Source organism: Xylophilus sp. Leaf220, from assembly GCF_001421705.1.
Lineage (GTDB): Bacteria > Pseudomonadota > Gammaproteobacteria > Burkholderiales > Burkholderiaceae_C > Xylophilus.
In genome coordinates this window covers 108,627-125,274 of the sequence record NZ_LMKO01000026.1, presented here as the reverse complement: position 1 = coordinate 125,274, position 16,648 = coordinate 108,627, and the positions used below count along the sequence as shown (strand labels likewise).

The following is a 16,648-nucleotide window of genomic DNA, read 5'->3' as shown; positions in this document are numbered from 1 at the left end:
TGCTAGGGCGATCCTCCGCAGGACGGGTGCCGTATGCCGGCCCGAAACGGCGGCGGATGCGCGATCGGACGCCCGGCGCGGCGCAATCTGCCGCGTGCGCCGCAACCGGCCGCTCAGGCCTGCCGTTCCCGCACCGGTGGCGGCACCCATTCGTAGACCCAGGTCTCGGTGAGGGCCTGCCCGCCGGCGCGCAGGAACAGCCGCAGCGCGACCGGCTCGACCGTGTCGTCGGGCACCACGTCGAACATCGCGCGCCAGCCGGCGACCGAGGCCAGAGGCCGGGCCGAGGTCAGCTCCAGCGTGCCGCGCGACGCGCTCACCACCAGTTCCACCGCGGTGCCCGGCGGCAGCGACGCCAGGTTGCCGCCGGCGAAGTCGACCGCGAAGCGCCAGGAGTAGTACCTGCGCTCCCGCCCCAGGATGCCGCCCAGGCCGGTGCGGCTGGCGACGCAGCGGGCCAGCGGCATCTGCACCGGCGGCTCGTCGCCCCAGAACAGGCGGTAGCCCAGCAGCAGTTCCTGGCCGGGCAGGGGCTTCTGCTGCGGGTTCCAGAAGGCGACGATGTTGTCGAAGGTCTCGTCCACGGTCGGGATCTCGACCAGATCGACCGAGCCCGGGCCCCAGTCGGAGGTGGGCTGCACCCAGACCGAGGGACGCTTCTCGTAGAAGACGCCGTCGTCCTGGTAGTTCTCGAAGTTGCGGTCGCGCTGCATCAGGCCGAAGCCGCGCGGGTTGTTGTCAGAGAAGGCGTTGAAGCGCAGCGCCGTCGGGTTGCGCAGCGGCCGCCAAATCCATTCGCCGGCGCCGGTGTGCATCCACAGGCCGTCGGAATCGTGGATCTCGGGGCGCCAGTCGTTGGCCATGCGGCGGTCGTTCTCGCCGGTCTGGTACATGCTGGTGAGCGGCGCCAGGCCCAGCCGCTCGATCGGCTTGCGCGGGTAGAGGGCGGCCTGCACCTCCATCGCCGTCGGCTCGCCCGGCGTGAGCGCGAAACGGTAGGCGCCGGCGATGCTGGGCGAATCGAGCAGCGCATGCACCACCACCGTGGCGGCGCCGGCCGCGGGCCGCTCGATGTAGAAGTCGGTGAAGTCGGGGAACTCCTCGTCGCGGGCCAGCGCGGTATCGACCGCCAGGCCGCGCGCCGACAGTCCGTACTGCAGCGTGCCGCCCACCGCCCGGAAGTAGCTCGCCCCCAGGAAGGCGACCACGTCCTGCCGCGGCGCGGCCTGGGTCGCCAGGCGGAAGCCGGCGAAGCCCAGGTCGGGCGGCAGCGCGTCGCCGTCGAGCGCGCTCCGGCCGTAGTCGAACATCGCCGGGTCGTAGGCCAGCTCCTGCGCCCGGCCGTCGACCACCTCGTGGATGTGCACCCGGCGCTTGAAGAACATGCCCAGGTGGAACAGCTTGATCTGGAACGGCAGGCCCAGGTCGGCCCACAGGGCGTGGTCGTCCTTGAAGCGGATCGCCTGGTAGGCGTCGTAGCCCAGGCCGGCGATGGCCGGCGGCACTTCGCCCACCGGGGCTTTCCAGGGCCGGGCGGCGAGGGCGCGGGCCCGCTGCTGCAGCCAGGCGGCATCGAAGGGCTGTGCCGTGCCGAGCGGCTTGAGGCCGGCGGCCCAGGCGGCGGGGGCGGGCAGGCCGGTGCCCAGGGCGGTGCCGGCGCAGGCGGCGCCGAGAAAGCGTCGTCGTTTCATGCGGTGTGCACCACGGGGTGCGAGAGAAGACAGATGCGCCCGAGGATAAGGGCCGCTCTGCCGCCGGTCAGCGCGCGGCCGCCGGCCTTGCAGGGTCTTTTCCGCGGGCGGCGCATCGGCGCCTGGCGCGCGCACGGTGCGGGAGAACCGCCTGCTGCAGGTCCTGGTGTGCCGCTCAGTAACCGACGGTGAACCGGCGGCCGGTGTGGCGCGGCTGCTCGACCTCGTCTGCGAGGGCGATCGCGTAGTCCTCCATCGAGATGCGGCTGTCGCCCGAAGCGTCCGACAGCAGCGCGTCGCCGCCCAGCCGGAAACGACCGGTGCGCTCGCCCGGCTCGAACACAGCCGAGGGCGACAGGAAGGTCCATCCGATGGCGGTTTCCTGGCGCAGGCGGTTCAGAAAATCGCGGCCGGCCGAGGCCTCGGCCTTGTACGCGGCCGGGAAGCCCTCGGCATCGATCAGCGCCTGGCCCGGGGCCACTTCCAGGCTGCCGGCGCCGCCCACCACCAGCAGGCGCGGCACGCCGGCGCTGCGCACCGCCTGCAGCAGCTGCGCGGCGTCGCTGCCGTCGAAGCGGGTGGCGCTGACGACCGCGTCGTGGCCGCGCAGCAGGGGTGCGAGCGTGTCGGGCTGCGACGCGTCGCCGTCCTGCAGGGTCAGTTGCGGCCGAGCGGCGGCCTTGGCGCTGTCGCGGGCGATGCCGGTGACCTGGTGGCCGCGGGACAGCAGTTCGGTGGCGATGCGGGAACCGGCGCGGCCGGTGATGCCGACGAGGGCGATCTTCATGGTGTGCTCCTGGTGAAAAAAGACGGTGTGGAAGGGAACGCGCGGGTCCGTTGTGGTGCGCTGGGTACGGCGTCGGCTACCGCGCGCAGGCGTCCGGTCCGCAGCGCGCCGCGGCAGCTGCGCCGGCCGGCATGCGTGCATCCGTCTGCAGGACCGCCTCGGCAGCCGACGGCGTGCCCACCCGCTCGGCCAGCAGCGCCTGCCAGGCGGCGGGCTGGCCCAGGTAGCGGCCGGCGTCGACCACCTGCAAGCGGCCGTCGGCCGTCTCCAGCGCCACGCCGGGAAATCCCTGGATGCCGGTCTTGCGCATCAGCGCCCGGGTGTCCTCGATATGCTGCTGCGTGGTGGCGCCCACGGTGCGTGCCAGGGCGGTGGCGAACGCCCCGGCATCGAGCCCCACCTCTTCGGCCATCGTCTGCAGCACCGGCCCGTCGGCGATGCGCAGGCCGTCGACATAGTGCGCCTGCTGCAGCCGGTGCAGCAGCCGGGCGCCGTGGCCGCCGAGCGATTCGGCGGCCAGGATGGCGGCGGTGGGCGGCGCCGAGTCGAAGACGGCGGTGCCGTCGCGCAGCAGCCCGTCGAAATAGGCGATGCCGAAAGGCTGGCCGGTGGTGGCCGCGATGCGCCGGTCGTGCGGCATCACGTAGTCGCGCAGGGCCGGCGTGACCCGCTGGGCATTGGGTCCCGCCATCATCCCGCCGCCGTGCAGGGCGATGCGCAGTCCCGTGACGTCGCGGGCCGCCTTCAGCAGCGGGGCGGCGGCGTAGCACCAGCCGCAGAAGGGATCGAAGAAGTAATGGAGGGTGGTGGTCATGGGAAGCGGCCGGGTTCTGTGCAGGCCGCATGGTAGGTTGCATGGAACAATGCAAAAACCGCCTTACGCGCAAAGGTTTGTTGCGCCTATCGATCAGACAGGATTTCCATGGACCGCATCGTGGCCGCCCAGGTCTTCGTGACCACCGTCGACCGGGGCAGCCTGACCGCTGCCGCCGACCAACTCGACATGTCGCGCGCCATGGCCACGCGCTACCTGGCGCAGATGGAGCGCTGGGCCGGCGTGCGGCTGCTCCACCGCAGCACCCGGCGCCTGGGCCTGACGGCCGCCGGCGAGGCGCTGCTGCCCCGTTGCCGCGAGCTGCTGGCCCTGGCGGGCGACATGCCGCAGCCGGCGGCCGACGAGGCACAGGTGCTGCAGGGCACGCTGCGCATCGCCTGCACTTCGTCGCTGGCGCAGCACTGGCTGGCGCCCGCGGTGGCCGACTACCTGGGGGCGCATCCGCAGGTGGCGATCGACCTGCTGCTCGGCGGCCAGGCGGTCAACCTGGTGGAAGAGCGGGTGGATCTGGCGCTGCGCATCACCAACGCGCTGGATCCGAACCTGATCGCGCGCCGGCTCGCCGATTGCCGTTCGGTCGTCTGCGCATCGCCCGCCTACCTGGCGGCGCGGGGCACGCCGCGGCGGGTGGAGGACCTGGCGCTGCACAACTGCCTGACCTACACCTACTTCGGCCGCAGCCTCTGGCAGTTCACCCGCGACGGCGTGCCGGTGGCGGTGGCTGTCGGCGGCAACCTCAGCGCCAACGATTCCGGCGCGCTGCTGGAGGCCGCGGTGGCCGGCGCCGGCATCGCGCTGCAGCCGGTCTACGAGGCGCGCCGCCGCATCGCCAGCGGCGAGCTGGTGGCGCTCCTGACCGACGCGGTGGCGCCCACGCTCGGGGTGCACGGCATATACGCGTCTCGGCGCCACATGCCGGCCACCCTGCGCAGTCTGCTCGACTTCCTGGCCGCCCGTTTTGCGGCCGATCCCGCGTGGGGCTATGCTGGTCCCCCTGCAGACCCCGTCCCCGGGGCCGTGCCCCAACCCCAAAGGAAGAAGACCGCATGAAAGCCACCTGGAACGGCAAGACCATCGCTGAGAGCGACGACACCGTACTCGTCGAAGGCAACCACTACTTCCCCGCCGATTCGCTCAACCGCGACTTCGTCACCTTCAGCAACCACCACACCAACTGCCACTGGAAGGGCAAGGCCAGCTATTACTCGCTGCTGGTCGACGGCGAGATGAACACCGACGCCGCCTGGTACTACCCCGAGCCGAAGCCGGGCGCCGAAGAGATCCGCGGCCGCGTCGCCTTCTGGAAGGGCGTCAAGGTCGCCGCCTGACCGTCGGCCGGCACCGCCCGGCGCCGGGCCGCACGTGCTACGAAATCGATAGCTGGAGGTCGGCCATGCGCGCCGGCCTCGGCTATTTTTCCTTCGAAAACCGACGCTGAGGCGCTCAGACCTTCCAGGCGCCGACGTGCGAGGCGCTGGCTTCCTCCACCAGGGCAGGCCCGATGCATTCGATCGGGTTGGGCGACGCGGCGAACACGTCGCGGCACGACAGCTCGGCGTCGACCTGGTCGGCACGCTCGCCCCGGAACACCCGCAGTCGCACCGCGTCGATGCCGTACACCACCCGGCCGATGTTCGACCAGAAGATGGCCCCGGCGCACATCACGCAGGGCTCGCCCGACGAGTACAGCGTGGCGCGGGCCAGTTCCTCGCGGGTGAAGCGGGGCGAGAGCTTGCGGATGAGCGAGGTCTCGGCATGGGCGGTGCAGTCGCCGGTCTCGTGGTTGGCGTTCCAGGCTTCGTCTAGCACCGTGCCGTCGGGCAGCGCCGCCAGCGCGCCGAAGGGGCGGTTGCCGCGGGCCCGGGCGATGTCGGCCAGGGCGATGGCCCGGCGCAGGTAGAGGCCGTCGCGCGCGTCGAGCGGCACCGGGGCGGGCAGGGGCGTGGCGGAAAGATCGGTCATGTGGGACTCCGGAAAGGGTGGGTTCGGCACCGGCGCGCTTGCACGCCGCCGGTGCGTCCAGAGCAATTTCCGGGCGCAGGCCCCAGGCCGGGGCATGCTGCTGAACGCTTCTACTCTGCTGCCGACGGCGGGTGCAGCTTCCGTGCCAGTGCGGCCACCCGCGGCCCGGCCGACTCGCGCATGGCGCGCAAGTTGCTTGCCCGGGCGGCGAGAGAGTAGAAGCGTTCATCGTGCCCTGCAACGGGGCGCGCCCGGGAATTGCTCTCCGGCACCGCGTACCGCGGAGGAGCCGGGGCGCCGTGATCCCGCCTCCTCCGTCGGTGCATCCGGCCCGCGCGGCCCCCTCCTTCGAGAAGCACGAACGTATGAGCAGCACCCCCTACGACATGGCCGAACTCCAGAAAGAAACGCGCATGGGCGCGATGGGTTCGGAGACCACCACCCGCGAGATCCGCCGCATCAGCCTGGCCGATTTCCACCGCCGCAAGGCCGAGATCGCCGACCAGCTCTGGGACGCTTCGGTCGACGTCGGCTTCTTCCAGGTGGCCGACCACGGCATCGACCTGGCCGAGATGCGAGCGGCCTTCGCGATGGCCGAGCGCTTCTTCGCGCTGCCCGACAGCGTCAAGGCGCAGTACCCGCTGAAGAAGGCGCTCAACTCGGGTTGGGAAAGCCGCGCCCAGGTGCGGCCCTCCACCGGCACGCCCGACCAGAAGGAGTCCTACCAGATCACCCGCCCGCACATGGACGGGCTGTGGCCGACCGAGGACGAACTGGCCGGCTTCCGCGCGACCATGCTGGCCTTCGAGGAAAAGAGCTGGGCGGTGGGCATGCGCCTGCTGTCGTGCTTCGCGCTGAAGCTGGGCTTCGACGAGGCGTTCTTCACCCGCGCGCACGACCCGGCGCGGCCGAGCTACCAAAGCACGCTGCGGATGCTGCACTACTACGCGATTCCACCGGAAGAGCAGCGCTCGCTGGGTCTCTGGCGGGCCGGTGCGCACACCGATTTCGACTGCCTGACGCTGCTCTACCAGCGCCAGGGGCAGGGCGGCCTGCAGGTCTGCCCGGGCAAGGAGATGGACGCGCAGGAGTGGACCTCGATCGCGCCGCAGGAAGACCTGATCACCTGCAACATCGGCGACATGCTGATGCGCTGGAGCGACGACCGGCTGCCGAGCAACTTCCACCGGGTGCGCAACCCGGTGGCCGGCGAAACCATGGGCCCGCGCTACAGCCTGGCGTTCTTCTGCCAGGCCAACCGCGACGCGGTGATCGAATCGCCCAGCGGCAAGTACCCGCCGATCACCGCCGGCGACTACCTGAACCAGCGGATCGCAGCCAACTTCAAGAAGTAGGGGCGTCGCTCGTCGCTCCGAGGGGCGGCGCCCCTCGCCCCCCAGGGTGGGGTGCGGCGACCGCGCCGCTCGGCAGCGTGTGCGCGCTGATGCGGAACACGTGCTGCTCCGGGTCGGTCAACACCGCCTGCCACTGGCCGTAGTAGGTGGCGTACGGCATCCTGATCACCCGGCCGCCCAGCGCGCCGACGCGGTCGGCCACGTCGTCGACCGCATCGGGCGTGGGCAGCATGAAGGTGGCATAGGCGGTGACCGGCGCGGCGAGCGTGGGCACCGGCGCGCGGTCTTCCAGCGCCAGCAACGCGTAGGCGGGCTGCGCGTTGAAGCCGAACTGCACGCCCTCGGATTCCAGCGCGCGGTAGATCGGCGAACGGCTGGCCTCGGCTTCCTGCCAGCCCAGCAGCGCCTGGTAGAAGCGCATCTGCGCCTCCATGTCGCGGCAGAGCAGGTTGAACCAGAGCTTCATGCGCCGGCGCCCGCCGTCCCGGCCGGGGCCGCCGCCGTGCCCGCCGACTCCTTCAGGCCGTAGGTGCGCAGGTACATCTCGCGCAGATGTTCGCCCACGGTACAGGGCGCGAACCGCGGCGCTTCGCCGGCCGGCACCGTGCCGGGCACCGCCTCGACCCGGGCCAGGTAGTCGGGCTCGTAGAAGAAGGGGATCGAATAGCGCGGCGCACCGCCCGAATGCAGGTTGCGCACCCGGTGCGGATTGGAGTGGTAGCGGCCGTTGGTCCAGCGCGGCACCATGTCGCCCAGGTTCACCACCAGGCAGCCCTCCATCGGCGTGGCGGGCACCCAGCCGCCGTCGGGCATGCAGACCTCCAGCCCGCCGTGGCCGTCCTGCGCCAGCAGGGTCAGGGCGCCCCAGTCGGTGTGGGCGCCGGCCCCGAAGGTGCGGTCGTCGGCATCGGCGGGCTGCGGCGGGTAGCGGACCATGCGCAGCGTCACCATCGGGCTTTCGCTGTCGGCGTCGAAGTAGTCCTCGGGCAGGCCAAGCGACAGGGCCATCAGTTGCATCAGACGGCGCGACAGGCCCAGCATCGCCTGGATGTAGGCCTCGCAGACGGCAGGTGCCTCGGGCAGCTCTGCCGGCCACTGGTTGCCGCCGTAGGTCTGGTAGCCGGCCTGCACGTACGGGTGGTCGGCCGGGTAGGCGATGCCGCAGTAGAAGCTCTCCTTCAGGTCGGCATGGGCACTGGCGTCGAGCGTCTGCGCGCCGATGTTCTCGTAGCCGCGCATGGTGGGCGAGTGGCGCATGTCCAGCGCCGCCCGGGTGGCGGCGGGCAGTTCCAGCAGGTCCTGCGCCAGGTCGAACTGGCGCTGCAGCATGTCCGAGGGTATGCCGTGCCGGCGCACGTAGAAGAAGCCCGACGCCATGGCCGCGGCACGCAATTGCGCCGCCACCTCTGCGCTGCGCGGGCCGCCCGGCGCCAGGGCGCCGTCCAGGTCGATGACGGGAATGGTGTCCATCTGCGCCACCGGCTCAGGCCTTCAGCTGGCGGTCTGCCGGTGCGGGCAGGAAGCGGTCGGTCCAGATGTCGGCGACGGCCGGGCTGGCCTTCAGGCCGAAGGCGGCCACCGTCTCGTCGATGGTGGCCTGCATCCGTGCGGGGGTGGCACCGCCCCAGCCGTGCGTGCGGGTGTCGGGCGTCTTCATGCTGCCGTCGACGACCAGCTGCAGGCGCGCGTACTCGATGGCCTCGTTGGCGAGCGGCTCGCGCGCCTTCACCGCCGCGGCACCGGCCTTCGTGTCGGCGATGGCGTCGATCCAGCCGCGGGTGGTCGCCTTCACGAAAGCGCGCATGGCGTCCTGCTGCTCCATGCTGCGGCCGTTGGCGACCAGGCCGTTGCCGTACGATTTCATGCCGTGGTCGGAAAAGCGGAACACGGTCAGCTGTTCCGGCCCCATGCCGCGTGCCTGCAAATTGAGCAGGCCGGTGAAGTAGAAATAGGCCGACGCGTCGAAGTCGCCCTTCACGAAGCGGGTGTCGCCGATGTCGGGCGCCACGTTCTCCCATTTCACGCCGGAGGGGTCGAAGCCCTGCGCCTTGGCGAAGGCCGGAAACAGCTTCCTCGACGCGTTGAACGGCTGTCCCAGGATGCTCCTGCCCGCCAGGTCGGCGGGCGTCTTGATCGGGCCGTCCTTGCGCACGATGATCGCGTTGGGGTTCAGGTCGTACTGGATCGCCACCGCGGCCAGCCGGGCCGAGGGGTTGTTGACGTTGAACTCGATCATCGTCGCCAGGTCGGCCGAGGCGCAGTCGTACGCGCCGCTGCCCACCAGGCCGATCGCCGCGGCCGATCCGTTGCCGGTGTCGATCGTCACGTCCAGGCCGGCGTCCTTGTAGTAGCCGCGCTGCTGGGCCAGGAGGAAGCCGGCGGCGGTCGCCTCGACCTTCCAGCCCAGGTTGAACTTGAATTTCTGCAGGGAACCCTGGGCGCGGACGAAAGGCGTGGCGGCCAGGAAGGGGGCGGCGCCGACGGCGCGGAGAAGGGAACGGCGTTGCATGGCGGACAGGCTCCGGAGAAGCGGGGGGCACGGGCGCATGCGGCGCGCATTTCGGTGCTGCGGACAGGCCGGGCATGGCCTGCCCCACCGTCGCAGCCGAGCGCTTTCAGCATGCGGACTCCGAGAGCAATTTCCGGCCGACCTTCCCGGCGGCGTGCCGATGGCGGCGCCTGCGGTGCGACGGTGAACGCTTCTACTCTCTCGCGGCCGGTAATGCAGTTTCCATGCCAGACACCGGCGGTCCCCGGGTCTTCCGCGGCCGGCCATGCGGCCGGTCGGGCATCAGACCTCGAACCAGTCGGTGCCGGTCAGCGGGTCGGCGATGTCGATCTGCGCCGCGGTGGCCGCCAGCGCGGCGGAGAGGGTGGCGCGGGCCAGGTCGGGACGGTTGTTGCGCTCGCTCAGATGGGCGGCCACCACCCGCCGCAGCCCGGCGTGCTGCACGGCCGCGGCCACCTCTGCGGCCGCGGCGTTGGCCAGGTGGCCGTAGCGGCCGCCGACCCGGCGCTTGAGGAAGTCCGGATAGCGCGAGAGCGCCAGCAACTCGGGGTCGTGGTTGCTCTCCAGCATCAGCGCGTGGCAGCCCTGCAGTTGCTCCAGCACATGGGCGGTGGCGTGGCCCAGGTCGGTCAGCAGGCCGAGGTGCACAGCGCCGTCGGAGCAGCGCAGCTGCAGCGGCTCGCGGGCGTCGTGCGGCACGGTGAACGGCCGCGCCTCGAAGCCGCCGAAGTCGATCGGCGCCATGTCGTGCGCCACCTGCAGCAGGCCGTCGAAATCGGGCGCGCCCAGCGCCGCGTGGGTGCCGTGGCTCATCCACACCGGGATGCGGTTGCGCACCGCGAAGGCCTGCACGCAGCCGATGTGGTCCGAATGCTCGTGGGTGATGAACACCGCGCCGATGTCGGTCGCCGCCAGGCCCGCCAGCTTCAGCCGCTGCTCGAGCTGGCGGATGCCCAGGCCGCAGTCGACCAGCAGGCGGGTGGTGCGGGTGCCGCTGCGGCCCTCGACCACGGTGGCGTTACCGGTACTGCCGCTGGCCAGGTTGCGAAATCGGAGCATGGGAGGGAAGTGGAGCGCGAAGGCGAAAAAGGAAGGCCGAAATGCACACCGGCCGTCCTGTGGGACGGCCGGCTCGGAGGGCGGAAGCGCTGCGGCCCGGACGGGCCGCCGGATCACTTCAGGTCGTCGGCGATCACCTGGACGATGCGGCCCGCGTCGGCCGAGCGCTCGGGCGCGCCGGCGGTGTTCTGCACCGTTACCGTGCTCTGCTCGCCCTGGCCCTTGACGACGATGCGGTACTTGACCGGCGGCGACGCGTCGGGGTTGCGGTTGAAGATCTTGCCGAGGAAGCCCTGGTCCTTCTTGTCGGCGTTGGGCGCGACGTAGCGGACGAAGTACACGCCCTGGCTGCGGTCGCGGTCCTCGACGGTGAAGCCGGTGCGGTCGAGCGTCAGGCCCACCCGGCGCCAGGCGCGGTCGAAGTTCTCGTCGATCTGCACCGCCGGCAGGCCGTCGACGCTGGCGACGCGCGCGGTGTTGCGCACCGTGGGGCCCGACGCGATCATCTGCTTGGACTGCGCTTCGGAGGCGCCGCCCAGCTTGACCATCAGGCGGCGCAGCAGCTCGGCCTCCAGCTCGGGGTCGGTCGGGCGGGGCTGCCAGACGGTCTGGTCCTTCTGCGCCTTGTCGACATAGACCTCCTGCATGCCGCGGTGGCTGATGTAGATCTCGGTCTTGCCGTCGGCGGTGCGCTCCAGGCGGGTGCGGAACTTGTCGCGCTCACCGGTGGAGTAGGCCGAGTCGATCAGCTTGCCCAGGGTGCTGCGGATGATGTCCTGCGGCAGCTTGGCGCGGTTCTCGGCCCAGTCGGTCTCGAGGATGCCGAGGTTGTTCTGGTCGATGGTCAGCAGGAATCCGTTCTCGAGCCAGAAGTCGCGGACCGGGTCCCACAGCTTGTCGGCCGGGCGGTTGACCACCAGCCAGCGGGTGTTGCCGTCGCGCTCGATGCGCACGTCGCCCAGGCTCGCCGGGGCGGCACCGGCGGTGCCGGGCGCGGCGGCCGATTGCGCCGCCTGGAAGCCGGCGGCCGAGGCGACGCCGCCGGTCACCACGTAGCGGGAGTCGCGCGAGAGCTGGCTCAGGTCGGGCGGCACCTCCAGGGTGGGGGCGCGGCCGGCGCTCTTGTAGTCGATCTTGTCGGTGTCGAACACCGAACACGCCGACAGGGCCAAGGCCAGGCCCAGCAGGCCGAAACGGCGGGCGACAGGTGCGATTCGGGTCACGGAAAATCCCTTGCGTTTGAAATGAGAGAGACGGGCGGCAGGCGGCGGCGTGCGGCTCACAGCAGGCCGGCGGCGCGCAGCGCCTGTTCGACGACCGGGCCGTTGGCGTCGGCCAGGGGCGTCATGGGCAGGCGCATCGTGCCGCCGCAGCGGCCCATGCGCGAGAGGGCCCACTTCACCGGGATCGGGTTGGCCTCGACGAAGAGGTGCTTGTGCACCGGCATCAGCTGCTGCTGGATCTGCATCGCGCGGCGGGCGTCGCCGGCGATGGCGGCGACGCACAGCTCGTGCATCAGGCGCGGCGCGACGTTGGCCGTCACGCTGATGTTGCCCTGGCCGCCGCAGAGCATCAGGGCCACCGCGGTCGGGTCGTCGCCGGAGTACACCGCGAAGCCCTTGGGCACGTCGCGGATCAGCCACTGCGCGCGCTCGATGTTGCCGGTGGCTTCCTTGATGCCGACGATGCCCGGCACCTGCGCCAGGCGCAGCACCGTGTCGTGCAGCATATCGGCAACGGTGCGGCCGGGCACGTTGTAGAGGACGGTGGGCAGGTCGCCGACGGCTTCGGCGATGGCCTTGAAATGCTGGTACTGGCCTTCTTGCGTCGGCTTGTTGTAGTACGGCACCACCTGCAGCTGCGAATCGGCGCCCACGCCCTTGGCGAAGCGGGCCAGCTCGATCGCCTCCTTGGTGGAGTTGGCGCCGCATCCGGCCATGATCGGCACCCGGCCCGCCGCCTGCTCGACCGACACGCGGATGATCTCGCAGTGCTCCTCGACGTCGACGGTGGGCGATTCGCCGGTGGTTCCCACGACGCCGATGCAGTCGGTGCCCTCGGCGATGTGCCAGTCGATGAGCTTGCGCAGGGTGGGATAGTCCACGCTGGCATCGTCGTGCATCGGAGTGACGAGGGCCACGATGCTGCCTGTGAGGGAACCGTTGTGCAAGGTCATGTCGGTGGAGGGTGCCGGTCGGTCAAAGCGTCGAATTTTAGCCAGTCGGGGGTGGGCGATCGCAAACGGCCTGCAAAGCCGGTCGCGGGCCGGGCCGCGGAGTCTGAGTCAGCGGGGCGGCCCGGGGTTCCCCGGCTCCAGCGTCGGTGGCTGCGCCGCACCGTCCGTTGATGGGCGGACGGCGGCGATGCGCTGCACGCAGCGCGGCGTGGGCGTCGGCGAGAAGCCTTCCTCGTAGGCGACGACCCGCAGGTCGGCGCAGGCCTGCAGCAGCTCGCCCGGCCGCAGCAGGAAATCGGGCCGCGACGGCCTGCCCCAGGCGGCGTTGCCGTCGGCGAAGGTCTCGTACAGCAGCACGCCGCCCGGCGCCACGCTCGCGACCAGGGTGGGCAGCAGCGGGCGCCACAGGTAGTTGGCGACCACCACGCAGGCGAACTGCCGGCCGGCGAACGGCCAGGACCCGGCCTCGATGTCGGCCTGCACCGCCTCGCCGTAGCGTGCTGCGATTTCGATAGCGTCGGGTCGAATATCCACGCCGGCTACCGCATGGTTTCGCGCATGGAACCACTGCAGGTGCCGGCCGCCGCCGCAGGCCACGTCGAGCACCGTGCCGCCTGCCGGCACCAGATGGCTCCAGCGCCGCACCCAGTCCGACGGCGCGCAGGCGCCGCTCAAAAGCAGGCCCACACCTGGTCGGCCAGCGCGCGCAGGAATTCCGGCTGCAGGTAGAGCATGAACACGCCGGCCAGTACCGCCGTGGCCAGCAGCGCGGCGGCCGCCCGCAGCGCGACACGAACCAGGCGGTGGCCGGTGTGCGGCGCCCCTCCGGGGCGCATGTCCAGTGGAGCGCCGGCGTTCATGCCGCCACCGCGCTGCGCGGCCGCTGGATCGGCGCCTCGCGCACCGGCAGGTTGATCAGCGCGGCGAAGACGCCGAGCGCGATCGACAGCCACCAGACCACGTCGTAGCTGCCGGTACGGTCGTAGAGCAGCCCGCCCAGCCACACGCCCAGGAACGACCCCACCTGGTGGCCCATGAAGACGAAGCCGCTGAGCATCGACAGGTGCTGGATGCCGAAGATCTGCGCGATGGCCGAGTTGGTTACCGGCACGGTGGAGAGCCACAGCGCGCCCATCACCGCCGAGAAGACGTACACGCTGGCCGGGCTGATCGGCACCAGCAGGAACACGGTGATCGCCACCGCGCGGGAGAGGTAGATGAACGCCAGGATCTTGCGCTTGGCCATCCGCTGCCCCAGCACGCCGGCGGTGTAGGTGCCGAAGATGTTGAACAGGCCGATCAGCGCCAGCGCGTAGCTGGCCACCTCGGGCGACAGGCCCTTGTCCTTCAGGTAGCTGGGCATGTGCACCCCGATGAAGACCACCTGGAAGCCGCAGACGAAGTAGCCGGCCATCAGCAATTGGAAGCTGGGGTAGCGGAACGCCTCGGAAAAGGCCTGCAGGATGGTCTGGTCGCGCACCGGCCGGACGGCGCCGGCACCGAAGCCCGGCTCCCGCAGCCCGAAGGCCAGCGGCACCACCAGCAGCGCCGCGGCGGCCAGCACCATCAGCGCCTGGTGCCAGCCCAGCTGGGCGATCAGCTGCCCCTCGACCGGCACCATCAGGAACTGGCCGAAGGAGCCGGCTGCGGCGGTGACGCCCATCGCCCAGGAGCGCCGTTCGGCCGGGATCTGCCGGCCCAGGATGCCGTAGATCACCGCGTAGGTGGTGCCGGCCTGGGCCGCGCCGATCAGGATGCCGGCGCTCAGTATGAACATCAGCGGCGTGGGCGACGAGGCCATGCCGGCCAGCCCGAGCGCGTACAGCAGCGATCCGCCCAGCAGCACCCGGAAGGCGCCGAACCGGTCGGCCGCCATGCCCGCGAAGATGCCGAAGATGCCCCACGACAGGTTCTGCACCGCGATCGCGAAGGAGAAGGTCTGCCGCGTCCAGCCCATCTCCTGCGTGATCGGCTGCAGCCACAGACCGAAGCCGTGGCGGATGCCCATCGAGAGCGTCACGATGATCGCGCCGCAGAGGAGGAGTTGCCGCAGGGGCAGGGAGGCGTGCGGGGTAGGGGGCATGGTGCTGTGGGGGCTGGCACGGTGCAGGAAGTGGATGCGCGCCGTGCGCCGCGATTGTCCGCCAGAGCGGCGGTCGCGTCTGCCCCCGCAGGACGCGGGCGGGACCCGCCCTGCACGTCGCCGGTAGGGCTGCATCTGTATGGATATCCAGTAGGGCGGGCCTTTTCACTACAATCCGGCCCCATGGCGACTTCCCCCAAGACTCCCCCCGCGTATTCCGAAAGCTCGATCCGGGTGCTGAAAGGCCTGGAGCCGGTCAAGCAGCGGCCGGGCATGTACACCCGCACCGACAACCCGCTGCACATCGTGCAGGAGGTGATCGACAACGCCGCCGACGAGGCCCTGGCCGGCCACGGCAAGAAGATCAAGGTGACGCTGTTCGCCGACGGCTCCGTGGGCATCGAGGACGACGGCCGGGGCATTCCCTTCGGTATGCACCCCGAAGAAAACGCACCGGTGATCGAGCTGGTGTTCACCCGGCTGCATGCCGGCGGCAAGTTCGACAAGGGGTCGGGCGGCGCCTACAGCTTCTCGGGCGGCCTGCACGGCGTGGGCGTGTCGGTGACCAACGCGCTCTCGACCCGGCTCGAGGCCACCTCGTACCGCGAAGGCAAGGCGGCGCGCCTGGTCTTCGGCGGCGGCGACGTGATCGAGGCCTTGGCCACCCGCCAGGCCGGCGAGGGCGACCGCAAGCAGGGCACCTCGGTGCGCGTCTGGCCCGACGCCAGCTATTTCGAATCGCCGGTCCTGCCGATGGGCGAACTGACCCACCTGCTACGCAGCAAGGCGGTGCTGATGCCCGGCGTGACGGTCTCGCTGGTCAACGAGAAGACCCGCGAGACCCAGACCTGGCAGTACAAGGGCGGCCTGCGCGACTACTTGGCGCAGACGCTCAACGGCGATCCGGTGATCCCGCTGTTCGAGGGCGAGGGCTTCGCCGACAGGTCGCACGAAAGCTTCGCCGAAGGCGAGGGCGCGAGCTGGGCGGTGGCCTTCACCGAAGACGGCGCGCCGGTGCGGGAGAGCTACGTCAACCTGATCCCGACCAGCGCGGGCGGCACCCACGAGAGCGGCCTGCGCGACGGCCTGTTCAACGCGGTCAAGAGCTTCATCGAACTGCATGCGCTGCTGCCCAAGGGCGTCAAGCTGCTGCCGGAAGACGTCTTCGCCCGTGCCAGCTACGTGCTGAGCGCCAAGGTGCTCGATCCGCAGTTTCAGGGCCAGATCAAGGAGCGGCTCAACTCCCGCGACGCGGTGCGGCTGGTGTCGTCCTTCGTGCGGCCGGCGCTGGAGCTGTGGCTGCACCAGCACGTCGAGTACGGCAAGAAGCTGGCCGAGCTGGCCATCAAGGCCGCCCAGGTGCGCCAGAAGGCCGGCCAGAAGGTGGAGAAGCGCAAGGGATCGGGCGTGGCGGTGCTGCCCGGCAAGCTGACCGACTGCGAGAGCCGCGACCTGGCCCACAACGAGGTCTTCCTGGTCGAGGGCGACTCGGCCGGCGGCAGCGCCAAGATGGGCCGCGACAAGGAGAGCCAGGCGATCCTGCCGCTGCGCGGCAAGGTGCTCAACACCTGGGAGGTCGACCGCGACCGGCTCTTCGCCAACACCGAGATCCACGACATCTCGGTCGCGATCGGCGTCGATCCGCACGGCCCCAACGACACGCCCGACCTGTCGGGCCTGCGCTACGGCAAGGTCTGCATCCTGAGCGATGCCGACGTCGACGGCTCGCACATCCAGGTGCTGCTGCTGACGCTGTTCTTCCGGCATTTCCCGAAGCTGATCGAGACCGGCCATGTCTTCGTCGCCCGGCCGCCGCTCTACCGGATCGACGCGCCGGCCCGCGGCAAGAAGCCGGCGGCCAAGGTCTATGCGCTCGACGAAGGCGAACTGACCGCCACGCTCGACAAGCTGCGCAAGGACGGGGTGAAGGAAAACGGCTGGAGCATCAGCCGCTTCAAGGGCCTGGGCGAGATGAACGCCGAGCAGCTGTGGGACACCACCCTCAACCCCGACACCCGCCGGCTGCTGCCGGTGCAGCTGGGCGTGATGGACTTCGTGCAGACCGAGCAGCTCATCACCAAGCTGATGGGCAAGGGCGAGGCCGCCGCCCGCCGCGAGCTGATGGAGCTGCACGGCGACACGGTGGAGATCGATGTCTAGCCGCGGCGGCCCTGGCGGGCCCGGCGGTCGT

Annotated in this window: 17 protein-coding genes; 4 read left to right on the top strand and 13 right to left on the bottom strand. The window is 70.8% G+C overall.

Going from position 1 to position 16,648, the window contains the following annotated elements; all coding sequences use genetic code 11:
* Window positions 1-113: 113 nt before the first annotated feature.
* The 3 genes from ASE76_RS17845 to ASE76_RS17835 form a co-directional block, all read right to left on the bottom strand.
* On the bottom strand, window positions 114-1,691 hold the full coding sequence (locus ASE76_RS17845; RefSeq protein WP_055842726.1) for a glucan biosynthesis protein: 1,578 nt from the start codon (window positions 1,689-1,691) through the stop codon (window positions 114-116).
* 175 nt (window positions 1,692-1,866) lie between these two features.
* Window positions 1,867-2,478, bottom strand: a complete 612-nt coding sequence (locus tag ASE76_RS17840) for an NAD(P)-dependent oxidoreductase (RefSeq protein WP_055842723.1) — start codon at window positions 2,476-2,478, stop codon at window positions 1,867-1,869.
* Window positions 2,479-2,554: 76 nt separating this feature from the next.
* Window positions 2,555-3,292 (bottom strand): DsbA family protein, encoded by a 738-nt coding sequence (locus ASE76_RS17835; RefSeq protein WP_055842720.1) that lies wholly within the window; start codon window positions 3,290-3,292, stop codon window positions 2,555-2,557.
* 108 nt (window positions 3,293-3,400) lie between these two features.
* On the opposite strand from ASE76_RS17835, the gene ASE76_RS17830 reads away from it, so the two are divergent.
* Window positions 3,401-4,363 (top strand): LysR family transcriptional regulator, encoded by a 963-nt coding sequence (locus ASE76_RS17830; protein WP_055842717.1) that lies wholly within the window; start codon window positions 3,401-3,403, stop codon window positions 4,361-4,363.
* The gene (locus tag ASE76_RS17825) at window positions 4,360-4,641 is read left to right on the top strand and encodes a DUF427 domain-containing protein (protein ID WP_055842714.1); all 282 of its coding nucleotides are present in this window, start codon (window positions 4,360-4,362) and stop codon (window positions 4,639-4,641) included. The genes ASE76_RS17830 and ASE76_RS17825 overlap by 4 nt, the downstream gene beginning before the upstream one ends.
* Before the next feature lie 115 nt (window positions 4,642-4,756).
* Here ASE76_RS17825 and ASE76_RS17820 read toward each other — a convergent pair whose 3' ends face one another.
* Entirely contained in the window at window positions 4,757-5,275 is a 519-nt protein-coding gene (locus ASE76_RS17820) for a nucleoside deaminase (RefSeq protein WP_055842711.1), read from the bottom strand.
* Window positions 5,276-5,640: 365 nt separating this feature from the next.
* Between ASE76_RS17820 and ASE76_RS17815 the strand changes: the two genes are divergently transcribed.
* A complete protein-coding gene (locus tag ASE76_RS17815; protein ID WP_055842708.1) occupies window positions 5,641-6,630 on the top strand; it encodes an isopenicillin N synthase family oxygenase in 990 nt (329 codons plus the stop codon).
* On the opposite strand, the gene ASE76_RS17810 is transcribed toward ASE76_RS17815, so the two are convergent.
* The 9 genes from ASE76_RS17810 to ASE76_RS17770 form a co-directional block, all read right to left on the bottom strand.
* Window positions 6,620-7,096, bottom strand: a complete 477-nt coding sequence (locus tag ASE76_RS17810) for a VOC family protein (RefSeq protein ID WP_156362869.1) — start codon at window positions 7,094-7,096, stop codon at window positions 6,620-6,622. The two genes, ASE76_RS17815 and ASE76_RS17810, sit on opposite strands and share 11 nt — an antisense overlap.
* Window positions 7,093-8,100 (bottom strand): isopenicillin N synthase family oxygenase, encoded by a 1,008-nt coding sequence (locus ASE76_RS17805; protein ID WP_055842705.1) that lies wholly within the window; start codon window positions 8,098-8,100, stop codon window positions 7,093-7,095. Before ASE76_RS17805 ends, ASE76_RS17810 begins: the two co-directional genes overlap by 4 nt.
* 13 nt (window positions 8,101-8,113) lie before the next feature.
* Entirely contained in the window at window positions 8,114-9,139 is a 1,026-nt protein-coding gene (locus ASE76_RS17800) for an ABC transporter substrate-binding protein (protein ID WP_055842704.1), read from the bottom strand.
* Window positions 9,140-9,421: 282 nt separating this feature from the next.
* Window positions 9,422-10,198 (bottom strand): MBL fold metallo-hydrolase, encoded by a 777-nt coding sequence (locus tag ASE76_RS17795; protein ID WP_055842701.1) that lies wholly within the window; start codon window positions 10,196-10,198, stop codon window positions 9,422-9,424.
* 113 nt (window positions 10,199-10,311) lie between these two features.
* A complete protein-coding gene (bamC, locus tag ASE76_RS17790) occupies window positions 10,312-11,412 on the bottom strand; it encodes an outer membrane protein assembly factor BamC (RefSeq protein WP_055843071.1) in 1,101 nt (366 codons plus the stop codon).
* A gap of 65 nt (window positions 11,413-11,477) precedes the next feature.
* Window positions 11,478-12,374, bottom strand: a complete 897-nt coding sequence (gene dapA, locus ASE76_RS17785) for a 4-hydroxy-tetrahydrodipicolinate synthase (protein WP_055842698.1) — start codon at window positions 12,372-12,374, stop codon at window positions 11,478-11,480.
* A gap of 108 nt (window positions 12,375-12,482) precedes the next feature.
* Window positions 12,483-13,061 (bottom strand): bifunctional 2-polyprenyl-6-hydroxyphenol methylase/3-demethylubiquinol 3-O-methyltransferase UbiG, encoded by a 579-nt coding sequence (locus ASE76_RS17780; protein WP_236698516.1) that lies wholly within the window; start codon window positions 13,059-13,061, stop codon window positions 12,483-12,485.
* The gene (locus ASE76_RS17775) at window positions 13,046-13,234 is read right to left on the bottom strand and encodes a hypothetical protein (protein WP_055842694.1); all 189 of its coding nucleotides are present in this window, start codon (window positions 13,232-13,234) and stop codon (window positions 13,046-13,048) included. Before ASE76_RS17775 ends, ASE76_RS17780 begins: the two co-directional genes overlap by 16 nt.
* Entirely contained in the window at window positions 13,231-14,457 is a 1,227-nt protein-coding gene (locus ASE76_RS17770) for an MFS transporter (protein WP_055842691.1), read from the bottom strand. Before ASE76_RS17770 ends, ASE76_RS17775 begins: the two co-directional genes overlap by 4 nt.
* 183 nt (window positions 14,458-14,640) lie before the next feature.
* Between ASE76_RS17770 and ASE76_RS17765 the strand changes: the two genes are divergently transcribed.
* Entirely contained in the window at window positions 14,641-16,617 is a 1,977-nt protein-coding gene (locus ASE76_RS17765) for a DNA topoisomerase IV subunit B (protein ID WP_055842687.1), read from the top strand.
* Window positions 16,618-16,648 lie beyond the last annotated feature (31 nt).

Bases quoted from the DNA above. Each gene is read 5' to 3' on its own strand.
- ASE76_RS17845 (WP_055842726.1), bottom strand. From the start codon at position 1,691: ATGAAACGACGACGCTTTCTCGGCGCCGCCTGCGCCGGCACCGCCCTG.
- ASE76_RS17840 (WP_055842723.1), bottom strand. From the start codon at position 2,478: ATGAAGATCGCCCTCGTCGGCATCACCGGCCGCGCCGGTTCCCGCATC.
- ASE76_RS17835 (WP_055842720.1), bottom strand. From the start codon at position 3,292: ATGACCACCACCCTCCATTACTTCTTCGATCCCTTCTGCGGCTGGTGC.
- ASE76_RS17830 (WP_055842717.1), top strand. From the start codon at position 3,401: ATGGACCGCATCGTGGCCGCCCAGGTCTTCGTGACCACCGTCGACCGG.
- ASE76_RS17825 (WP_055842714.1), top strand. From the start codon at position 4,360: ATGAAAGCCACCTGGAACGGCAAGACCATCGCTGAGAGCGACGACACC.
- ASE76_RS17820 (WP_055842711.1), bottom strand. From the start codon at position 5,275: ATGACCGATCTTTCCGCCACGCCCCTGCCCGCCCCGGTGCCGCTCGAC.
- ASE76_RS17815 (WP_055842708.1), top strand. From the start codon at position 5,641: ATGAGCAGCACCCCCTACGACATGGCCGAACTCCAGAAAGAAACGCGC.
- ASE76_RS17810 (WP_156362869.1), bottom strand. From the start codon at position 7,096: ATGAAGCTCTGGTTCAACCTGCTCTGCCGCGACATGGAGGCGCAGATG.
- ASE76_RS17805 (WP_055842705.1), bottom strand. From the start codon at position 8,100: ATGGACACCATTCCCGTCATCGACCTGGACGGCGCCCTGGCGCCGGGC.
- ASE76_RS17800 (WP_055842704.1), bottom strand. From the start codon at position 9,139: ATGCAACGCCGTTCCCTTCTCCGCGCCGTCGGCGCCGCCCCCTTCCTG.
- ASE76_RS17795 (WP_055842701.1), bottom strand. From the start codon at position 10,198: ATGCTCCGATTTCGCAACCTGGCCAGCGGCAGTACCGGTAACGCCACC.
- dapA (WP_055842698.1), bottom strand. From the start codon at position 12,374: ATGACCTTGCACAACGGTTCCCTCACAGGCAGCATCGTGGCCCTCGTC.
- ASE76_RS17775 (WP_055842694.1), bottom strand. From the start codon at position 13,234: ATGAACGCCGGCGCTCCACTGGACATGCGCCCCGGAGGGGCGCCGCAC.
- ASE76_RS17770 (WP_055842691.1), bottom strand. From the start codon at position 14,457: ATGCCCCCTACCCCGCACGCCTCCCTGCCCCTGCGGCAACTCCTCCTC.
- ASE76_RS17765 (WP_055842687.1), top strand. From the start codon at position 14,641: ATGGCGACTTCCCCCAAGACTCCCCCCGCGTATTCCGAAAGCTCGATC.